We start from the raw sequence: 21,705 nt of genomic DNA on the forward strand, positions 1-21,705 counted from the left end.
CATAGTCCTTGAGAAACTCAAACAGGCTGTAGCCTTTCTGGAATTGGATTTTGCTTTTGGCCATGATCTCGCACCTCGATAACTGTACGTAAGATCAGTATAGTTCGTGGTAACTGACTGCTAATCATGGGTAATCAGGTAAAGTTTATACCGAAAAGTGACCCATCTCGCTTTCTTCATGACAAGTGACCCTCCTTGGTTATTGCTCCCCGTAGTGCTAACCTCTCGCATCCTTTTGAGGCAGGTGGCTCGCCACAGGAAAACCTCGAATTCCCGATGGCAAAAGGGCTATACTCTGCGCCCGTTGGCTAATTTTAAGACGATTGGTAGTTCTTCCATGCTGAAATGGCTCGTTCGCCTGTTTATTGTCATGATGCTGGGTGCTGTGCTGGGTGTTGCCAGCCTCATCGGTATCTACTTCTATATCAAACCCCAACTGCCCGATGTCACCGCATTGCGTGACGTCAAGCTGGCAACCCCGATGCGGGTTTACAGCCGGGATGGGGAATTGATCGCCCAATATGGCGAAATTCGTCGCATTCCGTTGCGTCTGGACGAAATTCCGCAACCCATGATCGATGCCGTGCTGGCGACCGAAGATGCCCGTTTCTATGAGCACCCGGGCATTGACCCGATTGGTATCATTCGCGCCGCATCGGTGTGGGCTGTCTCCGGCCATGCCCGTCAGGGGGCCAGTACCATCACCCAGCAGGTTGCCCGTAACTTCTTCCTGAGCAATGAGAAGACCATCATCCGCAAGGTCAAGGAGGTCTTCCTGGCCTGGCGGATCGAGCAGAATCTCTCAAAAGACGAGATCCTCGAACTGTACCTCAACAAGATCCCCCTCGGTTATCGCTCCTTCGGGGTCGGTGCTGCGGCGCAGGTTTACTTTGGTAAAGAGGTCAAGGATCTGGGACTGGACGAGATCGCCATCATTGCCGGTCTGCCGAAAGCGCCCTCCATGCTTAACCCCATCCGCTCCCCCGAGCGTGCCTTTGCGCGCCGCAACGTCGTGCTAGGCCGGATGCTGGAAACCGGCAAGATCACCCAGGCCCAGTTTGACGAAGCCTCCAGGATGCCGATCAAGGCCCGTTACCACGGCGCCGAAGTGACCCTGCACGCCCCCTATCTGGGTGAAATGGTGCGCCAGAAGATGGTCGAGCAGTTTGGTGAAGATGCCTACACCATGGGCCTGCATGTCTACACCACCGTCTCTGCCGAACGTCAGCGGGCGGCCAGACAGGCGCTGCTGGATGGCGTCTTTGCCTATGACATGCGCCACGGCTATCGCGGCCCGACGGCGCAGTTGTGGAAAGCGGGTGAAACCAGCTGGGATTACGAACAGATCGTCGCTCACCTTGGCAAACAGCCCACTTATGATCCACTGATGGCGGCGGTCGTGACCAAGCTCGGTGACCGCAGCGCAACGCTGGTGCTGAAAAATGGCAAGGAAGCGGAGCTGGGCTGGAACGGTATCAAATGGGCTCGCTCATTTATTACCGACGACCGTCAGAGCTACGCCCCGAAATCGGCGCGTGATGTGCTGAAAGTCGGTGCCCAGATCTGGGTGCGGGAAGAGGGTGAAGAGCTGCTGCTGGCCCAGATCCCGGATGTGAACGCTGCGCTGGTTGCCATGAACCCGAAAAATGGCGCGCTGGAAGCGCTGGTCGGCGGTTTCAGCTTCGAACTCTCCAAATTCAACCGGGTCGATCAGGCGCGTCGCCAGATCGGTTCCAACATCAAGCCTTTCCTCTATGCCACCGCGCTGGAGCATGGCTATACCCTGGCATCGCTCATCAACGATGCACCGATCAACCAGTGGGATCCGTCAAAAGGACCCATGTGGCAGCCCAAGAACTCCCCGGCAGTCTATGATGGCCCCACCCCGCTGCGTCTGGGTCTGGCCAAGTCCAAAAACGTGATGTCGGTTCGACTGATGCGCGCTATCGGTCTGGATACCTATATCGACGGTCTGACCCGCTTTGGCTTCCCGCGCGACTTTATCTCTCCCCATGAGTCGCTGGCGCTCGGTGCTGCCGAATTCACCCCCCTCGAGGTGGTGCGTGGTTATTCGGTACTGGCCAACGGCGGCTTCCTGGTGACCCCTTACTTCATCGACAAAGTGACCGACAGCCTGGAGACCACACTCTATCAGGCCAATCCTGCCATCGCTTGCACCAGCTGCGAACAGCCGGCCGCGCCCGAGCAGAGCACACTGCCGGAGCCAACTGTTGATGGATCAGCGCAAGATGGCACGCAGACCCCTCTCGCGCCGACCATAGCCCCGCATACCATCAGTGCCCAGAGCGCGTTCCTGATCACCGACACCCTGAGCACCGCAATCTGGGGTGGCAACGGCTGGCGCGGTACTGGCTGGCGTGCAGCACGTGACCTGAAACGTCACGACATCTCCGGTAAAACCGGTACCACCAACGAATCGCGGGATGCCTGGTTCTCCGGCTACACCCCGGATATCGTCGCCACCTCCTGGATCGGTTTTGACAACCATCAGCGTGGCCTTGGCCGTGCCGAGTTTGGCGGTGGTGCCGCGCAGCCTATCTGGATCGACTTTATGAAAGTCGCCCTGAAAAAACTGCCCGAGAACAAGATGCCGGTTCCCGAAGGGATCATGACGGTGAAGATTGACAGCGAAACCGGTCTGCTGGCGACCGGTGGCGGCACCGACGAATACTTCAAGGAAGGTACCGAGCCGACCCGCTACGCAGCACCGAGCTCGGATGGCAATCAGGTCTACGGCGGTGACAACCCCGCAGTGGAAGGGCCTGTCTCTACCGACGATATCTTCTAAGCCGCTCGCGTGGCAGAAGCAAAACCGGCAGCCAGGGCTGCCGGTTTTTTTATTGGGCCAACTGCTTGGTCATCAGCGTGGCTATCGAGGAGGCCAGCTCGTTGAAGCAAGGGCGACGCACCGAGTAGTGGCGATAGAGCAGCGAGATGGTGCGTCCCGGCACAGGATCGACCACTGGCCGATAGCTGACCCCACCCTCATCATGATCGGCAGGTACGGCCAGCTTTGGCACCAGCGTCATGCCGCTACCGGCGGCTACCATGTTACGCAGGGTCTCCAGACTGGTGCCCTTGAACCGCTGATCTTCACCGATACCGCCGGCAAAACAGAACCCCATCGCCTGATCCCGCAAGCAGTGGCCATCGGCCAACATCAGCAACTTCTTGCCCTTGAGATTGCCAAGCGGCACCTGCCTGGCCTGGGCTTCGGGATGATGGCAAGGCACCGCCAGCCACATCGGCTCGTGGTAGAGCTGGATTGAGCCAAATCCCTCCATCCCCGGCATCTCGGCCAGAATGACGCAATCCAGCTCCCCCTCTTCCAGCCGCTTGAGCAGGCTTTGGGTCTGCTCCTCGTAGAGGTAGAACTCCAGCTGGGGAAAACGCTCACGCAGGGTCTGGATAATACGGGGCAACAGATAGGGGCCCACGGTCGGAATAAAACCGATATGGATTTCTCCGGACATCGGCTCGGAGAAGTGCTGACCGATGCTCTTGAGCTCGCGGACCTCCTTGAGCACCCGACGCGCCTGATGGGCCATGGCATCGCCAGCAGGGGTAAACAGCACCTTGCGCGAGGTGCGTTCGATCAGAATAACCCCGAGTTCATCCTCCAGCTTGCGCAGCTGACCACTCAGGGTGGGTTGACTGACAAAGCAGCGTTCAGCGGCTTTGCGAAAATGTTTTTCCTCATCCAGCGCCACCAGATATTCGAGATCGCGAAGATTCATACAGCAAGAGTCCTGCCTGGAAAATGGGCCATCAGCATGCACAATATCGTCCGGCTGGACAAGTCATCCGCTCGCGGTGAACCTCTCTGGCTACCGCTCCAAAACAGAAAAGCCCGATCACCTTGCGGTAATCGGGCTGTTTGACTCGCCGAGGGATTACACCCTGAAACGGCGCACCATATCCTGCAGCTGGGTAGCCAGATGGTTCAGCTCGTTGCACGCCTGAGCCATCTGGGTGGCACCGGCGGCCACCTCTTCGGAAGCATGGCTGATATTGACCACGTTGCGGTTGAGCTCCTCGCTCACCGCCCCCTGCTCTTCGGTGGCCGTCGCAATCTGGATGTTCATGTGGGAGATACTGCTGACCGAGCTACTGATCTGGGAGATGGACTCGCCAGCTTCCCGTGCGGTAGCAACCGTGGTGTTCATCAGCTCCTGGCTCTGTTGCATGGTACTGCTCGCCTGCTCGGCACGCTGCTGCAACTCGGCAATGATGGTGTTGATCTGGGAGGTGGAGTCCTGAGTGCGCTTGGCCAGCGTACGCACCTCATCGGCCACCACCGCAAAACCCCGTCCCTGCTCACCGGCACGAGCCGCTTCGATGGCGGCGTTGAGCGCCAGCAGGTTGGTCTGCTCGGCAATGCCGCGGATCACCTCCAGTACCATGCCGATATTGCGGCTGTCATCACCCAGCTGGCGGATCACTGCGGCGGTGCTCTCGATGGCACCGGCAACCCGTTCAATCCGCTGAATGGAGTCATTCACCGTCTTGGCACCAAACTCTGCCGTTTCGCTGGCCGAAGTGGCGGCACTGGCGGCATCACTGGTATTGCGAGAGACCTCCTGAACCGTGGCCTGCATCTCGTTCATCGCCGTCGCCAACTGGTTCAGCTCATGTTGCTGGGCACTCATATTGGTGGCTGACTGGCGTGCCACCGAGCTCATCTCTTCAGTAGCAGAACTCAATTGCACCACAGAGCCCGAGACTTCGCTCACCAAGGTGCGCAGATTGGTCTGCATCTCGCCAAACCCTTTGGCGAGGGTCCCCAGCTCATCGTTATTGAACTGCTGCATATCGATGCGGGAGGTGAGATCACCGGATGAGACCCGGCGAGTCTGTTCCAGCAACGCCAGCACCGGGTTGCGGATCTGGCCGGTCAACAGCCAGGCGATCACCACCACAAAGCCCAGCGTCACCAGACTGACGATGATACTCATGGTTCTGGCGCTGCTGTACATAGCAGCAATATCTTTCACCATGACATCGGCAATTTCGTTATTGATCTCTCGCAAGCGATAAGACTTGGCCCCCACCTCTTCCAACGCGGCGCGGGTTTCGTTCTTGCGCAAACTTCTGACCCGTTCCAAATCGCCAGCCGCGAAGGCGCTCATCAGTTGTTCATGCACCGAAAAATACTTGGCACCTGCTGCGATCGTCTGTTCATAGACCTGCTTCTCTTCGGCCGTACTGAATGGCAAAGTCCCATATTTCTGAGCGGCCTGCTCGAACTCCTGTTTAGCCTTGTTAAAGGTCGCGGTGCGGTCGCTGACCTCCTGCATATCCTTGTTCAGCCCCCCGATCACCTGAGCCAGCTCTGAACGGCGCGCATCCAGAATGGCGACATGCATCTGACTCGCCAGACGAGTAGAGGGCAGCATATTGCCGGTAATGGTTTCGGTATCACCATAGAGCTTTGCCAGCTGGCTACTGGAGAACCAGGCCAGCCCCAACACCAACAGCGCCAGAATGGCAAATCCGGCGCTCAGTTTCTGGCCGATAGACATGTTTTTGAACATATGAGGGCTTCCTTGAAATGAGTCTGCACTCCCGCAAATCCCCCGGGAATGGTCATATAGAGCATAGCCTGCACCCGGAAAACGGAAGGATTTCATACCGTTCCCCTGATGGTCAGGCTATCGGCGCCAGACTCGCTTCCTGAAGCTTCTCCAAATGAATCAACCCGCGTTATCCAGCAGAGTCAACAGATGCGCGCGCAGACCGTCCGGATCACCCAGAAAATCGGCCACGCGAATAGCCGTGACCCGACCGTTGTGCATCAACCCGAGGGTTGGATAGCCCTGACCGCCGAGCCGCTGCATCCAGCCTTGGCTGGCTGCCAGATGTGGCAGCAAAGGGGCCTGCAGATAGGCTTGCTGAAATGCCTCGGCAGCAATCCCCTGCTCTGCCGCCAGCGTGGCGAGAAACGCCGGTTCACCAATCCAAAGCCCGTCCTGATAGTGGGACTGCTGGATCCGGTGCAACATGGCCAGCCCATCGCCCCCCAGAGCCGTGACGGCCAAGACCGCTCGGATCGGCTGCTCGGAGTCCAGTAGGCTCCCTTCCCGTAGCAACAGTTCATTGAAGTAACGCTCGCCAAAATGCTGGCCGGTCAGCGCTTCGATCCGCTGATCATGGGGACGCACATAATCACGCAATGCCTCGCCCATCGGCTGACGGCGGCTGCCCAGCCAGAGGCCGCCCGCATGCAGCTCGATCTTGAGTCCGGCAAGGGTGGCTGCCACCTGCAACAGGGGGGCGGCACCGTAGCACCAGCCACAGAGCGGGTCATAGACATAATGGAGGGTGGTTTGTTGTTCGCTCATCGTCATTCTCGCTTCAATCTTGGATAAAAAACCGGGCCCTGGGGCCCGGTAAAAAACACAGGGAGAGCAGGCTCAGTGGCTTACCACTTCATCTCGCCGGTATTGACCTTGGCGCCGATGGCCAGACCATCGTCAACCGGCAGTGCCGGATAGGCTTTCTTCAGAGCCTCGATCAGCTCGCCAGAGTTTTTCGCCTTAGCCAGCGCCTGCTCGAAACGCTGTACATAGTCACGGGTAAAGGTCACTGCGGCAGTGCCTTTGGGAACAGTCCCTAGGAAGTGACCCGGCACAACGCGCTCGGGTTTCAGTGCCAGCAGGTTATCCAGCGCCTTGACCCAGTTGCTGCGGGCCGCTTTGGTCTGGCTGTCCGCCATCCAGACATGCACCCCGTGGTAGACCGGCACACCACCAAAAGCTGTCTTGATGGAAGGGGCCCAGAGGTAGGCATTCGGGGTGTTCATCTCTTTGATCTCGATCTTCTCGCCATCCAGCGTCAGGTGGCTGGCAGTCATCACTTGCGGCACGGTCAGGCTCTTCGGTGCGCCCTTGCCCAGGATCGGACTCCAGTAGCTCAGCTTGGCATCCTTGGTCTGGTTGATATGGTCAACCACATGCTGGTCAGCCAGCACTTTGACATCCGGGAACGCGGCCATGACCGGCTCCAGACCGAAGTAGAAGTCGGGGTCACCGGCACTGATATACACAGTGGTCAGCTTCTTGCCGCTCTTCTTGATCATGTCCACCAGCGCCTGACCATTTTGCACGTCGAACTGGGCATCGATCAGGATGGCCTCCTTGTCACCGGTCACCAGTGAGGAGGAGACCGGGAAGATCGCCTTCTCGCCAGGGTTGTAGACGGTCACGCTCAGGGGGGCGGCTAGGGCAGCGCCACTCAGCAGGGTGGTAGCCAGAGTCAGGTTGCGGATCAGGGTGTTGTTCATCATCTATTCCTCATTAAGTATTCGGGGGTTCATTTGATGGACAGAGTGTATTGGATCGACTAAGTTGCAAATACAGCGTAAAAAGCGCATCACTGTTGCATATATCGAACATATAGAGAGCCATAGATGGATCGACTGACCGCATTGCGGGTCTTCGTCAGCGTTGTCGAGCAGGGGAGTCTGAGCGGCGCCGGGGAGAAACTGGATATGTCGCGCGCCATGGTGTCGCGCTATCTGGCCGAACTGGAGAGCTGGATGGGCGCCCGCCTGCTGCACCGCACCACCCGCCGTCTGAGCCTGACCGGGCCGGGAGAAGAGGCACTGAACCGGGCCCGCGCCATGCTGGCGCTCGGCGAGGAGATGGAGCAGATCGCAGTGAAGAGCGATGACGCCCCCAAGGGGCAACTGCGCATCACCAGCAGCTACTCCCTGTCAGAAGCCTTGCTGGTCGGGGCAGCCAACGACTATCTGGCGCAATACCCGGGAACGGCCATCGACATCCTGCTGCTCGACAGAACCGTCAATCTGGTGGAGGAGCGGATCGATCTGGCGGTGCGCATCACCAACGACCTCGACCCCAATCTGGTGGCGCGCCGTCTTGGCACCTGCCACTCGGTGGTCTGTGCCAGCCCGACCTATCTGGCCCGTCATCCGATGCCGCACAAGGTGCAGGATTTGGCGCTGCACAACTGCCTCACCTACACCTACTTCGGCAAAAGCCTGTGGGAGTTCAATGGTCCGGATGGCCCCGAGTCGGTGCCGGTCAGCGGCAACCTGAGCGCCAACATCTCCAACCTGCTGCTGGAGGCGACGCTGGGCGGCGCCGGGATCAGCCTGCAGCCGCTTTACTCCGCCCAGCCCTATCTGGAGCGGGGAGAGCTGGTGCCCCTGCTGACCGACTGGCAACCGAAGCGACTCGGGATCTACGGGGTCTATGCCACCCGCAAACAGATGTCACCGCTGCTGCGCAGCTTCCTCGACTTTCTGCTGGCCCGCATGGCGGCCGATCCCGTCTGGCAGGAGGTGAGTCCTCCTCACAGCCGAAAATGAAGAAGGGGCCGCTGCGGGCCCCTTCTTCATCTTCATCAGTTGATCAGGCTTCAAATCCGAATGGTTCTGAGTGCGGCGCTTCCTGCTGCGCACTCTCGTCGAGGAAAATATCCCGATAAGCCACATAGATGGAGTAGTTGAGCGCCGGGATCACCACCAGCAGACCCAGCAGCAGCAGCGCCGCGCCAAACAGCAGCAAAATGGCTGAGAGCAGCCCCCACCAGAAGAAGGGCCACATATTGCGCCAGCAGCCAGCGAAGCTCAGCCGTACCGCCTGGATGATGCCGATATCGTGGTAGTAGATCAGCGCAGGAGCAAAGGTGACCCCCATCAGCACGGGAACAATGAGCAGCATCCCCACCAGCAACACCAGCAGCAGTTGCTGCAACTGGCTCGCAGAGACCACCATGCTCTCGGGATCCTGAGTCAGCAGCGGAAGCAGCCCCCACATGGAGAGCAGACCGAGACAGACGAGGCCCACCAGACTGAACAGCAGCAACACCAGCAGACCGCCGAGCATCAGCGGGGTCAACTTGTGGCGAAAACCGGCGAAGAGATCGGTGAACTGCAGCGGCTCACCCCGATAACCCCGAGCGGCGACCGCCACCCAACCCGCGCCCCACACCATGTAAAGCAACTGGGAGATGAGGCCACCCGCCGGCAGTTGCTCCAGCAGCATGCCCACCATAAACCAGACCAGCACCATGGCCACGCTGATCCCCATCCCCTTGTTGAAGATATCGAACCCGCTGCGAACCCAGACCCAGCCACGACCTGTCGTGTGCCGGGCAGGTGTGGTGCGCAAAGGGGGTAATCCGTTCATATCGTCTCCTCGGAGTGTCGGTGGCATCAGTGCCGGAAGCCGATTCTAGAGCCAGGGCGGGGGCGACTCAATGGCGATGCGGCCCCATCACGACATAAAACCTGACGCAGCGATGCACAAAAGGGGCGTCAGCCACGTCCCACCTCTGGCTGCCCCGACCATAACGAGGCACAATCTGCCCCCTCCCCCGAGCGTCACAGTGCCGGGTAATGGAGTGTCATCCCGCCATCCCGGGCGTTTTAACATCGCGTGGTATCGTCATGAGAGTTGTTTGTTGTCTGTTGTTGTTACTGGCCAGCCAGTCGGCCCTGGCCGAAGGTTTTATCAGTCGCCTGCTCAACCATCCGGTGCCGGGTGGCGTTGCGGTGATCCCTCTTGGCGCGTCTGTCACTGCACCCACGGCCCGCTATCACGACAAGCCTGTGCTGGTGGTGCGTGAAGACAATCAGTGGATAGCTATCGTCGGCATCTCTCTCAAAAACCCGCTTGGGGCCCAACAACTGACCACTGGTGATGGCCGCACGCTCGGCTTTACCGTCACCCCCAAGCACTACCGCGAGCAACACATCAAGCTCAAGAACAGCCGTCAGGTAAACCCGCTCGCCGAGGATATGACCCGCATCAACCGCGAGCTGGCGGAGCAGACCCGCGCCTACCAGACCTTCAGCCCCAACCAGCCGAGCAACCTGATGTTCGACAAGCCGGTCAACGGCCCCCTCTCCAGTCCGTTTGGCCTGCGTCGCTTCTTCAATGGCGAGGAGCGCAACCCCCACTCCGGCCTCGACTTCGCCGTGGGCGCCGGCACCCCGATCAAATCCCCCGCCGCCGGCAAGGTGATCCTGATCGGCGACTACTTCTTCAACGGTAACACCGTCTTTGTCGACCACGGTCAGGGACTCATCAGCATGTTCTGCCACATGTCGAAGATCGATGTGAAGCTGGGTCAAAGCCTGCCGCGCGGCGGCATCGTCGGGCGAGTCGGTTCGACCGGTCGCGCCACCGGCCCCCATATGCACTGGAACGTCAGCCTCAACGACACCCGGGTCGATCCCGCCATCTTTATCGGCGCCTTCAAGCCCTGAATCGGCAGAGTCCGTTAACAAAAAATCCTCTAACAAAAAGTCCGCTAACAAAACAGGCAGCCCATGGCTGCCTGTCTGCTATCTGCACGTCGTACCTGATTGTCTATCCGGCCAACGCGTGGGCACCGGACTCCCGACGCATCGCCCGCCACATCACCAGCACCAGCAACGAGCTGCACGTTGGCAATGCCAGCCAGACCCCGGGCACACCCCACAAGGTCGAGAATCCCCACAAGAAGCCACCGATCAGCACCAGCTTGCCGCCGGTGAGCAGGGAAGCGATGCGGGCCCGATTGATGGCCTGAAAATAGGTGGCCCCCACCAGCAGCAGGCCTTCCATCGGCAGCCCCCAGAAGTAGAGCCAGATCCCGAGGCTCGCCACCGGCAGCAGGGTGGCATTGTCACCGGCAAACAGATAGACCGCCGCCTCCGGCCACAAATAGAGCGGGATCATGCCGCACAGAGCAATCCCCAACGTTACCCCGAGCGCCAGATTGCGGATCCGCAACACCCGCCGCCAGTGACCGGCCCCCGCGTTGAAGCTGGCGATGGGCTGGATACCCATGGCGATCCCCTCGAACACCAGATAGAAGAAGGCCTCGGTGTAGCTGATCACCCCGTAGGCGGCCACATGCAGCGAAGTGCCTACCGCCAGCAGTGCCTTGTTGTGCAGCGCCAGCACTACCGACAGATAGAGGTACATCAGAAAACTGGAGATCCCGAGTCGCACCGTCTCGCCCATCAGCCGCAGATCGGGGCGCAGGGTGTCCCAGCCGATCCGCAACTGGCTGCGCGGCGTGAAGAAGTGCCACAGACAGGCGAGGCCCGTCACCGCCTGGGAGATCATGGTGGCCGTCGCCACCCCGGCAAGCCCGAACGGGAACACCACCATCAGCAGATAGTCGAGCAGCACGTTGAGCAGCCCCCCGACCACCATGATGATGGTGACAAACCCGGGGCGACCATCGTTGCGCAGCAGCGAGCTGAACGCCATCGACAGCACCGAAAAGAAGCCAAGCCAGGCGTAAGCCTGCAGATAGGAGAGACCGGCGGTGAAGATCTCCCCTTCAGCCCCCATCCAGGCCAGCATCGGCTCGCCATAGCGGATCCCGATAAAACTGAGCAGCAGCGATGTCAGCAACACCATCACCAGCGCATTGCCGACGATATGGCGGGCTCTGGCCGGATTGCCTTGCCCCAGATAGAAGGAGACCAGCGACGAGGCCCCCATGCCGATGAGGGCCCCCACCGCATAGAGCACGGCGCAGATGGGGTAAGCCAGCATCAGACCGGCCATGCCATCCTGACCCAGTACATGGCCAACGAAGATGCCATCGATGGTGACATAGATGCCGGTGATCAGCATGGCCGCCACGGTCGGGGTTACGTAACGCCAGAAAAGGCGAGATAGTGGGGCTGTGCCCAGATCAACAGCTGACATATTCGACTCGGTGGAGAGAGTGCGGCCGGGATCATAACGAAACGGCAGCCCGACTTCCTGCTATTTGTGTTATGAATCATTAATATAGACTTCTTTACCCGCCTCCCTGCCCTGTTTTAGGCTAGGGCCACCTCTTCTGAACGGAAACGAGCCTCATGTTGCAACGCCTGCTCACCCTCTTGCTGCTCTCCCTTATCTTGTTGCCGCCAGCCGTACGCGCCGACGATGCCATTGACCAAATCGAAGCGTTGCTACAGAGCGTGCCCAAGAGCGACACCCCGGAAAACCAGAAACTGCGGGAGAGTTACCAGCAAGCGCTGCAATTTGCCAGAGAGGCCGAGCGCTACCGGGAGCAGAGCAAGGCCTATCAGCAGATCCTCATCGATTACCCCAAGGAGTCGGCGCGCCTCAAGGAGAGCCTGCACAACTATCAGCCCGCCGATCGCCCGCCGCTGACGAGCCTCAAGGAGGAGGCGCTGCGTCAGGCCATTGGCCTGAGCAGCAACCGCCAGCTCAACCTGCGCAAGGAGCGGCAGGGGGTGATGGACAGCCTCAACCAGCTGGAAAGCACCGGGCAGGAGTACCACCTGCGAGTGGATGATCTGCGCAAACAGCTGCAACTGACCCGCAGCCAGCTGGAGCGGCTGAGCTTCAGCAGCGAATCGGATCGCCAGCAGGAGGCCCAACTGCTGCTGACCAGAATGAAGGAGCAGAGTCTCTCCGACCGGATCCAGATGCTGGAGCTGGAGCAGCTCTCGGCCCAGCAGCGCAACGATCTCGGCAAACTGAAACTGCAGGAGCTCAATCTGGCCATCGCCGATGAGGATGAGTGGCAAGCCAGCCTGCTGACCCAGCAGAACCAGCTGCGGCGGGAGAAGACCGAGCAGGCACTGGAGGAGAGCGAGCGGCTGCGCAAACAGCTCACCACCGACATGCCGCTGCTGCTGGAACAGCAACAACAGAATCAGGCGCTCTCGATCCAGCTCGGCACGCTGGAGGATCAGATTGAGCGGGTGCAGGACGAGCAGCGCAGCGTCGACAAGAATCTGTTTGAACTGAATGAGCTGGTCAACTCGGTGCGCGAACAGCTGGAGTGGCTGCAGATCAGCAACGCCTACGGCGAGAACCTGCGCAGCAAACTCTCCGATCTGCCCCCCCTGTTCCCCCTCGACAAGCTGGAGTCCGCCATCGTCAACGCCCGCATGGCCAAGTACCAGTACGAGAGCGAGCAGGATGGCCTCAAGGATACTCGCCAGTTGCGCGACAAGCTGCTGGCCGAAGAGGAGGTGACGCTGGATCGTCCGCAATTGTCGGTGCTCGACAACCTGCTCAAGGCCCGTCGCCAGCTGCTGACCCGGCTCAACGACGCCTCTGACACTCTGATCCAGGAGCAGACCCGGCTCAAGCTGCTCTACAGCCGCCAGAACAGCAAGATCGACGAGATCCGCGAGATCAGTGCCAGCCACCTGTTCTGGATGCCGGATGTGCGCCCCTTTACCCCACAGGTGATGCTCGGTATTCCTGCTGCGCTGACGCTGGCCTTCAACCCGGACAACTGGCTGCAACTGCCCTATGCCATCGCTGAGAACAACCCGCTGAGCCTCACTCTGGCTGGCATTGGTCTGCTGGTGCTGGCCTGGAGCTGGTTCAAACTGGCCCGTCATCTGAACCAGTATTGCGACCATATTGCGCCGCGGATCGGCAAGGTGACCCAGGACAAATTCAGCCTCACCAGCCGCTTGCTGCTGCGCTCCCTGCTCGCCTCGCTCCCCTTGCCCGCCATGGTGCTGATGGTGCGCGGCCTGCTCGAAGGGGCCTGGCAATATCCGTTTGCGGTGGCGGTGGCGCGTGGCCTTGGCGAGATCTGGTTTCTGTTGCTGGCGCTGGTGATGGCCCGCCATCTGACCCTGGAAAAAGGGATCCTGATCCACCACTTCCGCTGGCCAAAAGAGCGGGTGCAGCAGGTTTGGAACCAGTTCCGCACCCTGCTGCTGGTGCTGATCCCGAGCTTCTTCGTACAAGGGATGGCGAACAGCTATCAGGAGCACGCCTTTTACGACTCCCTCGGCCGGATGGCCTTCATGATCGGCGCACTCTGGTTGTTGCTCTTCTTCGCCCGCCTCAACCGGGAGCGGCTGCCGCTCACCTGGGGCCAGAGCGACATGACCAAGCCCCACCTGCTGCACCACTTCATCTGGAACAGCCTGATGCTGGCGCCACTGCTGGCGGTGATCGGAGCCCTGTTTGGCTACTTCTACACCTCGCGCATCCTGCTGCGCCAGCTGGAGCTGAGCCTGCTGATGGGGCTGGGTTGCCTGCTGGTTTACTATCTGGCCAGACGCTGGATGCTGATCCAGCGCCGCCGTCTCGCCTTCGAGCGAGCCAAGAGCAAACGGGCCGAAATCCTGGCCCAGCGTGGTCGTGACGACAATCAGGAGGAGCTGAGTTCGGAGATCCCCGATGTGGTGGAAGAGACCGAGCTGGATCTCGATACCATCAGCGCCCAGTCGCTGGGACTGGTACTTCAGCCTCACCAGCCGCTTGCTGCTGCGCTCCCTGCTCGCCTCGCTCCCCTTGCCCGCCATGGTGCTGATGGTGCGCGGCCTGCTCGAAGGGGCCTGGCAATATCCGTTTGCGGTGGCGGTGGCGCGTGGCCTTGGCGAGATCTGGTTTCTGTTGCTGGCGCTGGTGATGGCCCGCCATCTGACCCTGGAAAAAGGGATCCTGATCCACCACTTCCGCTGGCCAAAAGAGCGGGTGCAGCAGGTTTGGAACCAGTTCCGCACCCTGCTGCTGGTGCTGATCCCGAGCTTCTTCGTACAAGGGATGGCGAACAGCTATCAGGAGCACGCCTTTTACGACTCCCTCGGCCGGATGGCCTTCATGATCGGCGCACTCTGGTTGTTGCTCTTCTTCGCCCGCCTCAACCGGGAGCGGCTGCCGCTCACCTGGGGCCAGAGCGACATGACCAAGCCCCACCTGCTGCACCACTTCATCTGGAACAGCCTGATGCTGGCGCCACTGCTGGCGGTGATCGGAGCCCTGTTTGGCTACTTCTACACCTCGCGCATCCTGCTGCGCCAGCTGGAGCTGAGCCTGCTGATGGGGCTGGGTTGCCTGCTGGTTTACTATCTGGCCAGACGCTGGATGCTGATCCAGCGCCGCCGTCTCGCCTTCGAGCGAGCCAAGAGCAAACGGGCCGAAATCCTGGCCCAGCGTGGTCGTGACGACAATCAGGAGGAGCTGAGTTCGGAGATCCCCGATGTGGTGGAAGAGACCGAGCTGGATCTCGATACCATCAGCGCCCAGTCGCTGGGACTGGTACGTGCCCTGCTGATGCTGGGCTTCACCATGCTGGTGGTGGTGCAATGGTCTGATCTCAACTCAGCGTTCAGCTTCCTCAGCAATATCGAGGTGTGGCAGGTGAGCAGCAAGATTGGCGGCATCGAGCAGCTCTCGGCCATCACCTTGCAGGATCTGATGCTGACCGCCTTCGTCTTTATCCTGACCGTGGTGACAGCCCGCAACCTGCCGGGGCTGATGGAGCTGACCCTGCTGCAACATCTGAGCCTCTCCCCGGGAACCGGCTTTGCCCTTACCACCACCAGCAAGTATCTGGTGATCCTGATCGGCGCCCTCACCGGCTTCTCCATGCTTGGCATCGACTGGTCGAAGACCCAGTGGCTGGTCGCCGCCCTCTCGGTGGGGCTGGGTTTCGGCCTGCAGGAGATCTTCGCCAACTTTGTCTCCGGCCTCATCATCCTGTTTGAAAAGCCGATCCGGCTCGGTGACACTGTCACCATCCGCGATCTCACCGGCACCGTCACCAAGATCAAAACCCGGGCGACCACCATAGTGGATTGGGATCGCAAGGAGATCATCGTGCCCAACAAGGCCTTCATCACCGAGCAGTTCATCAACTGGTCGCTCTCCGATGCCATCACCCGGGTCAAACTGCGGATCCGTATCGGCCTGACCCGGGATCCGAAACTGGTACAGCGCATTCTGGAAGAGTCCATCCAGGCATCGACCCTGGTGCTGGAGACGCCGACGCCCGAGGTGTTCCTGATCGAATTTACCGACTCTGCGCTGATCTACGAGATCCGCCTCTACGTCAACAACATGGATCACCGGATGCCCATCACCCACGAGGTTCACTCGCTGGTGCTGGAGAATATGCAGCAACAGGGGCTTACCCTGCCCCATCAACAGATCGACATTCACCTGAGCCGCGGCTGACCCGCGAGGTAGAAGGAGCAGAACATGCAGATTATTGCCCACCGTGGCGCCAGCGGTCTGGCACCGGAGAACACCCTCAAGGCGATGGCCAAAGCGCTGGAGCTGGGAGCACCAGCCATCGAGATCGACGTACAGGCGGCCGATGGCGAGTTGTGGGTCTTTCACGACCGGCGGCTGGAGCGCTGCACCAACGGTAAGGGAGTATTAACCGAGCAATCGCGTTCCTATCTGGAGCAGCTCGATGCCGGTGAGGGAGAGGTGATCCCGACCCTGTGGCAGGTGATGGAGATCATCGCCGGACGCTGCGAGCTGCATATCGAGCTCAAGGGCGCCCATACCGCCGACGCGGTGGCAACCCTGACCCGACGGGCAGAAGCCGAGCTTGGTTTTACCCCCAGCCAATGGGTGGTTTCTTCCTTCCATCACCCGGAGCTGGCCCGCTTTGCCGCCTTGCGGCCCGATATCCGGCTCGGCGCCCTGACCGCCAACCTGCCGCTCAAACTGGCGCAGTTTGCCGACGAGCTGGGAGCCTGGTCACTCAACTGCGACGTGGATTTTGTGGATCAATCGCTGGTTGCAGATGCCCATCGCCGCGGGCTCAAGGTACTGGTTTATACCGTTGATTATCTTGAAGATTATGAAATGCTCGCCAGCATGGGGGTCGATGGAATCTTTACCAATCGACCGGATCGCTTTCTGACGCAGTGAGTGGGCGATACGCGTATGGATAACCACTGATTTAAGCACTAACTTTAAATAGCTGACCGGGATACAAAGAGTTCAACTTCAGCCGATAAGAACAGGCTCATAACAATAACTAGTTTCCAACACTCAGACTGACGCTCACAAGGATGTAATTATGAACTTATCCATTAAAAACAAGCTGGTCCTGGCTATAGGTATCATCATTCTGGTGATCACCGGCCTGCAGGTCTGGTACAACACCTCACAACTGCGCAGTGAAACCCAACGACTGGTCTGGAATATCATCGACGAAAGCTCGATGGCCAACGTCAAGGGGATCTCCCGCTGGGTCGACTCCCGCATCAGCATGGTCAGCACCACCAAGGAAGCATTCACCAAAGAAGATGAGCCCATTAGTCATCTGGCCTAGTCCATGAATGCCGGTGGCTTCGACTTGGTCTATGCCGGCACCGCAGACGGCAAGATGATCCAGAGTAAACCCACCAACCTGCCTGCCGGTTATGATCCCCGTCAACGTCCCTGGTACAAGGATGCGATGGCAGCAGGCAAGCTGGTCATCACCGCGCCCTATGCCGATATCTCCACCGGCCAACTGATCGTCACCATCGCCGAGCCGTTCCAGCGTGGCAACACCCAGGGGGTCATCGCCGGAGACGTCTCTATCAGCGCCCTTATCTCGGACATTCTGGCGGTTACCACCGAGGGCACTTACGCCATGCTGGTCGACAGCAACGGCACCATCATCGCGCACCCCGATGCCTCCATGAGCCTGAAACCCGCCACCGCGCTGGCCCCTGAGTTGACCGCATCCTACATCAACCAGATCGCCCATGACGGCATGATCAATGAGCTAATGATCAGCGGCAAGAAAGAGGTCTTTGACTTCAACGCGATCCCTAATACCAACTGGTATTACGGCATGATGGTGGATGACGAAACCGCCTACCAGTCGGTACGCAGCATGGTCACCTCCTCCCTCATTCAGGGGCTCATCACCATACTGATCGTGGCTGGCTTCTCCTATGTTGCCATCAACGGCTCGCTGGCCCCCCTGAAAACCCTGGGCGAGGCGATTGCCGATCTCTCCCGTGGCAACGGCGATTTGACCCGCCGCATCAAGATCGAGCGTGAAGATGAGGTGGGCGCGGTTGCCAAGCACGTCAACACCTTCATCGACCGCATCCATGTGATGGTGCAGGATATTTCCAACTCCTCCGGCCAACTCAACCAGCAGGCCAAGTCCTCCCACAGCATGGCGGAGAAGGCCAATCAGGGGCTGGCACGCCAGCAAAACGAGATCTCCCAGATCGCCACTGCGGTGCACGAGATGTCCGCCACCGCGATCGAGGTGGCCAGCAACGCCGAGCAGACCGCCGAAGCAGCCCGCAGCTCTTCCAGCAGTTGCGAGCATGGCAAACAGGTGATCGCCCGCAACCAGCGCTCCATCACCGATCTGGCCACCCAGGTGGAGCAAGCCTCCAACATCATTCAGGAACTGGAGAAGAACGCCCAGGAGATCAACACCATCCTCTCCACCATTCAGGGCATCGCCGAGCAGACCAACCTGCTGGCGCTCAACGCCGCCATCGAAGCGGCGCGTGCCGGTGAACAGGGCCGTGGTTTCGCGGTGGTGGCCGATGAAGTGCGCGTCTTGTCACAGCGCACCCACAGCTCGACTGTCGAGATCCGCAGCATGATCGAAACCCTGCAGCGCAATACCCAGGGTGCGGTCAGCACCATGCACGAAGGCCAGCAGTTGGCCCAGAACAGCGTGGATGACGCCAACAACGCCACCCATGCGCTGGAACAGATCACCACCTCGATCAACCAGATCTCCGACATGGCGACCCAGATCTCCAGCGCAGCCGAAGAGCAGCGGGCCGTCACCGACGAGGTAAGCCGCAACATTCAGGCGGTCAAAGATGTGTCGGACGAACTGGCAGTGGATGCAGACAGTTCGCGCCATCTCTCTGAACAACTTAAAAATATTTCGGGTGAACTGAGCAATCAGGTCGGCATGTTCCGCATTTGAGCATGAGTAAAAGGGGCCGCACAGGCCCCTTTTATTTTTCTAAATAGCGCTTAATTTTCAGTGATTAATCTCATAATACCCGCCAAATCCCCGGCCCTGAAATCCTTGTGATTCATCTGGATTTATCCAATCCCCTCCGTAGCGGTCGCCACAATTCGGATTATTTATTTTTATCCAAATTAATAAATGCCAATAATTCTCATTAAAAAATTACAATAAAAAACTTAAAATTTTTTTCGTGAGTACCTAAAAAGAGAGGTGATTCGCATTTTATTGAAAGAAAACTACGTACAATCCAGAAGTTAAAGTACGCGTAGCAAGGTGTTCAACTGCTCAGTAACACCAAAAAATGGCGATAATAACGACATTTTCATCCAGGGATTTGGGTGTTTTATAGAAAAATAACCAATAAAAATGGAATAAAACCTAGCAGTTTGACTTGCATCAAGCCTGAATTTTTTTCATAGAGCAAAATCGTGCCCAGCAAATCTATCCCTAAGGAGGCAGATGTGGATATTATCAAGACCGATGTTGCCATCATCGGTGCCGGTGGTGGTGGCCTGCGTGCCGCAATCGCCATTGCAGAAGCCCACCCGGAGCTGGAAATCGCCCTGATTTCCAAGGTCTATCCGATGCGCAGCCATACCGTGGCCGCCGAAGGTGGCGCCGCAGGCGTCGTGCGTGATGACGACTCCCTCGAAAACCACTTCAATGACACCGTCTCCGGTGGTGACTGGTTGTGTGAGCAGGACGTAGTCGAATACTTCGTCAACAACGCCACCAACGAAATGATCCAGCTGGAGCACTGGGGTTGCCCCTGGAGCCGCAAGCCGGATGGCAAGGCCAACGTCCGCCGTTTCGGCGGGATGAAGATCCCGCGCACCTGGTTCGCCGCAGATAAATCCGGTTTCCACATTCTGCACACCCTGTTCCAGACCTCCATCAAGTATCCGACCATCAAGCGCTACGATGAGCACTTCTGTCTGGATCTGATCGTGGAAGATGGTCGCGTCCAGGGCGTCCTGACCTTCGATATCCAGAACGGTATCACCCGCTTTATCCAGGCCAAATCCGTGGTGCTGGCGACTGGCGGTGCCGGTCGCGTTTACCGCTACAACACCAACGGTGGCATCGTCACCGGTGACGGCATGGCGCTGGCCTACCGTCACGGCGTACCGCTGCGTGATATGGAGTTCGTCCAGTATCACCCGACCGGTCTGCCGGGCACCGGCATCCTGATGACCGAAGGTTGTCGTGGTGAGGGTGGCATCCTGCTGAACAAGGATGGCTACCGCTACCTGCAAGACTACGGCTTGGGCCCGGAAACCCCGGTTGGCCAGCCGAAGAACAAACACATGGAGCTGGGTCCCCGTGACCGTCTCTCCCAGGCATTCTGGCAAGAACAGCAGAAAGGCCGCGTGATCCAGGGCCCGATGGGCGACGTGGTTCACCTCGACCTGCGCCACCTCGGCGAGAAGTACCTGAAAGAGCGTCTGCCTTTCATCTGCGAACTGGCCAAGGCCTACGTGGGTGTGGATCCGGTCAAGGAGCCGATCCCGGTACGTCCGACTGCCCACTACACCATGGGTGGTATCGAAACTGACGGCAAGTGCGCAACCCGCATGCCAGGCCTCTACGCCGCTGGCGAGTGTGCCTCCGTCGGCCTGCACGGTGCCAACCGTCTGGGTTCCAACTCCCTGTCCGAGATCGTGGTATTCGGCAAGGTGGCTGGTGAACAGGCAGCCGAATTCGCGGCAACCCAGCAGCACGGCAACACCGAAGCGCTGGTCGCCAAGGCCGAGCAGTTGATCAAGCAGCACCTCTCGCTGATGGATATCGACGGGACCGAAAACCCGGCCGACATCCGCAACGAACTGGGCATGTCCATGGAAGCTGGCGTTGGTATCTACCGTACCGAAGAGCTGATGCAGGGCACCATCGACAAGATCAACGAGCTCAAAGCCCGTTACAAGAAGATCAAGATCAACGACAAGTCCTCTGTCTTCAACACCGATCTGCTGTACGCCATCGAACTCGGCTACATGCTGGACGTGGCCGAAGCCATGGCTCACTCCGCCATCAACCGTAAAGAGTCTCGTGGTTCCCACCAGCGTCTGGACGGTTATGAGGAGCGTGATGACGTGAACTTCCTCAAGCACACTCTCTCCTTCTATGCACCGGAAGGGGCCCCGACCATCGATTACTCCGATGTGAAGATCACTAAATCCCAACCGGCAAAACGTGTGTACGGTTCCGAGGGTGAGAAACAAGACGAGGCTAAGAAGAATGGCTGAGATGATCGAAATTGAAATCCTGCGCTACCGTCCGGAGCAGGATAACGAGCCCTGGATGCAAACCTTCCAGGTGCCTTACCTCAAAGAGATGTCCCTGCTGGATGCGCTGCAGTACATCAAGGATCACCTGGACTCTACCCTGAGCTTCCGCTGGTCCTGCCGGATGGCGATCTGCGGCTCCTGCGGCATGATGGTCAATGGCGTACCCAAGCTGGGTTGCAAAACCTTCCTGCGTGACTATCTGCCAGGCAAGATGACCATTGAACCGCTCAACAACTTCCCGATTGAGCGTGACCTGGTCGTCGACATGTCCGATTTCATCGAGAAGCTGGAGAGCATCAAGCCCTACATCATCCCGAACGAACCGCGCAGCCTGTGCGATGGCGAGTACACCCAGACTCCGGCTGACATGGCGAAGTATCACCAGTTCTCCATGTGCATCAACTGTGGTCTGTGCTACGCAGCCTGCCCACAGTATGGCATCAACAAGAAGTTCACCGGTCCGGCGGCACTGGCTCTGGCCTATCGCTACAACGCCGACAACCGCGACAGCGCGTCCAAAGAGCGGATGAAGATCATCAGCCAGGACGAAGGTGTCTGGGGTTGTACCTTCGTGGGCTATTGCTCCGAAGTGTGCCCGAAAGGCGTGGATCCGGCCGCAGCCATCCAGCTTGGCAAGGTCGAGAGCGCCAAGGACTACATGATCGCCATGTTCAAGCCAGATTGAGATCAGGAA

12 protein-coding genes and 3 pseudogenes are annotated in these 21,705 nt (G+C 59.0%); 9 read left to right on the forward strand and 6 right to left on the reverse strand.

Translation table 11 applies throughout. The annotated features are described in order from the left end of the window. Nucleotides 1-337: 337 nt before the first annotated feature. Nucleotides 338-2,809 carry a penicillin-binding protein 1A gene (locus OKC27_RS02070; protein ID WP_234604715.1) on the forward strand — a complete coding sequence of 824 codons (2,472 nt, stop codon included), beginning with the start codon at nt 338-340 and terminating at the stop codon, nt 2,807-2,809. 49 nt (nt 2,810-2,858) lie between these two features. Here the strand turns inward: OKC27_RS02070 and oxyR are convergent, their stop codons facing one another. The 4 genes from oxyR to OKC27_RS02090 all read right to left on the reverse strand — a co-directional run bounded on the left by oxyR (nt 2,859) and on the right by OKC27_RS02090 (nt 7,303). Next, entirely contained in the window at nt 2,859-3,758 is a 900-nt protein-coding gene (gene oxyR, locus OKC27_RS02075) for a DNA-binding transcriptional regulator OxyR (protein WP_182932784.1), read from the reverse strand. Between the two features lie 156 nt (nt 3,759-3,914). After that, nucleotides 3,915-5,555, reverse strand: coding sequence for a methyl-accepting chemotaxis protein (locus OKC27_RS02080; protein ID WP_270805908.1), 1,641 nt, complete (start codon nt 5,553-5,555; stop codon nt 3,915-3,917). A gap of 159 nt (nt 5,556-5,714) precedes the next feature. After that, entirely contained in the window at nt 5,715-6,368 is a 654-nt protein-coding gene (locus OKC27_RS02085) for a DsbA family protein (protein ID WP_270805909.1), read from the reverse strand. A gap of 74 nt (nt 6,369-6,442) precedes the next feature. Then, nucleotides 6,443-7,303, reverse strand: coding sequence for a Vmh family MBL fold metallo-hydrolase (locus OKC27_RS02090; protein ID WP_270805919.1), 861 nt, complete (start codon nt 7,301-7,303; stop codon nt 6,443-6,445). 126 nt (nt 7,304-7,429) lie between these two features. Here OKC27_RS02090 and OKC27_RS02095 point away from each other — a divergent pair, with 126 nt between their 5' ends. Then, nucleotides 7,430-8,353: a LysR family transcriptional regulator gene (locus OKC27_RS02095; RefSeq protein ID WP_270805910.1), complete on the forward strand. Its 924-nt coding sequence runs from the start codon at nt 7,430-7,432 to the stop codon at nt 8,351-8,353. A gap of 43 nt (nt 8,354-8,396) precedes the next feature. Here OKC27_RS02095 and OKC27_RS02100 read toward each other — a convergent pair whose 3' ends face one another. Continuing rightward, a complete protein-coding gene (locus OKC27_RS02100; protein WP_270805911.1) occupies nt 8,397-9,176 on the reverse strand; it encodes a BPSS1780 family membrane protein in 780 nt (259 codons plus the stop codon). 260 nt (nt 9,177-9,436) lie between these two features. On the opposite strand from OKC27_RS02100, the gene OKC27_RS02105 reads away from it, so the two are divergent. Further along, nucleotides 9,437-10,258 carry a peptidoglycan DD-metalloendopeptidase family protein gene (locus OKC27_RS02105; protein ID WP_182938037.1) on the forward strand — a complete coding sequence of 274 codons (822 nt, stop codon included), beginning with the start codon at nt 9,437-9,439 and terminating at the stop codon, nt 10,256-10,258. 103 nt (nt 10,259-10,361) lie between these two features. Here the strand turns inward: OKC27_RS02105 and OKC27_RS02110 are convergent, their stop codons facing one another. Next, nucleotides 10,362-11,699, reverse strand: a complete 1,338-nt coding sequence (locus tag OKC27_RS02110) for an MATE family efflux transporter (protein WP_270805912.1) — start codon at nt 11,697-11,699, stop codon at nt 10,362-10,364. A 155-nt stretch (nt 11,700-11,854) separates the two neighbouring features. Between OKC27_RS02110 and OKC27_RS02115 the strand changes: the two are divergent. From OKC27_RS02115 to OKC27_RS02140, 6 genes and pseudogenes are all read left to right on the forward strand, one after another. Further along, nucleotides 11,855-14,221, forward strand: a pseudogene (locus OKC27_RS02115) (miniconductance mechanosensitive channel MscM); the annotation flags it as partial. Nucleotide 14,222: 1 nt separating this feature from the next. Continuing rightward, a pseudogene (locus OKC27_RS02120) lies at nt 14,223-15,938 on the forward strand (mechanosensitive ion channel domain-containing protein); the annotation flags it as partial. 24 nt (nt 15,939-15,962) lie between these two features. Then, on the forward strand, nt 15,963-16,646 hold the full coding sequence (locus tag OKC27_RS02125) for a glycerophosphodiester phosphodiesterase (RefSeq protein WP_234604709.1): 684 nt from the start codon (nt 15,963-15,965) through the stop codon (nt 16,644-16,646). A gap of 151 nt (nt 16,647-16,797) precedes the next feature. Next, nucleotides 16,798-18,675: pseudogene (locus tag OKC27_RS02130) on the forward strand (methyl-accepting chemotaxis protein). 509 nt (nt 18,676-19,184) lie between these two features. Continuing rightward, complete coding sequence (gene frdA, locus OKC27_RS02135; RefSeq protein WP_042063911.1) at nt 19,185-20,969, forward strand: fumarate reductase (quinol) flavoprotein subunit; 1,785 nt, start codon at nt 19,185-19,187, stop codon at nt 20,967-20,969. Beyond that, nucleotides 20,962-21,696, forward strand: coding sequence for a succinate dehydrogenase/fumarate reductase iron-sulfur subunit (locus OKC27_RS02140; RefSeq protein ID WP_270794454.1), 735 nt, complete (start codon nt 20,962-20,964; stop codon nt 21,694-21,696). Before frdA ends, OKC27_RS02140 begins: the two co-directional genes overlap by 8 nt. Nucleotides 21,697-21,705 lie beyond the last annotated feature (9 nt).

Source organism: Aeromonas sp. QDB62 (assembly GCF_027705695.1).
In the GTDB taxonomy this organism is placed as follows: domain Bacteria; phylum Pseudomonadota; class Gammaproteobacteria; order Enterobacterales; family Aeromonadaceae; genus Aeromonas; species Aeromonas allosaccharophila.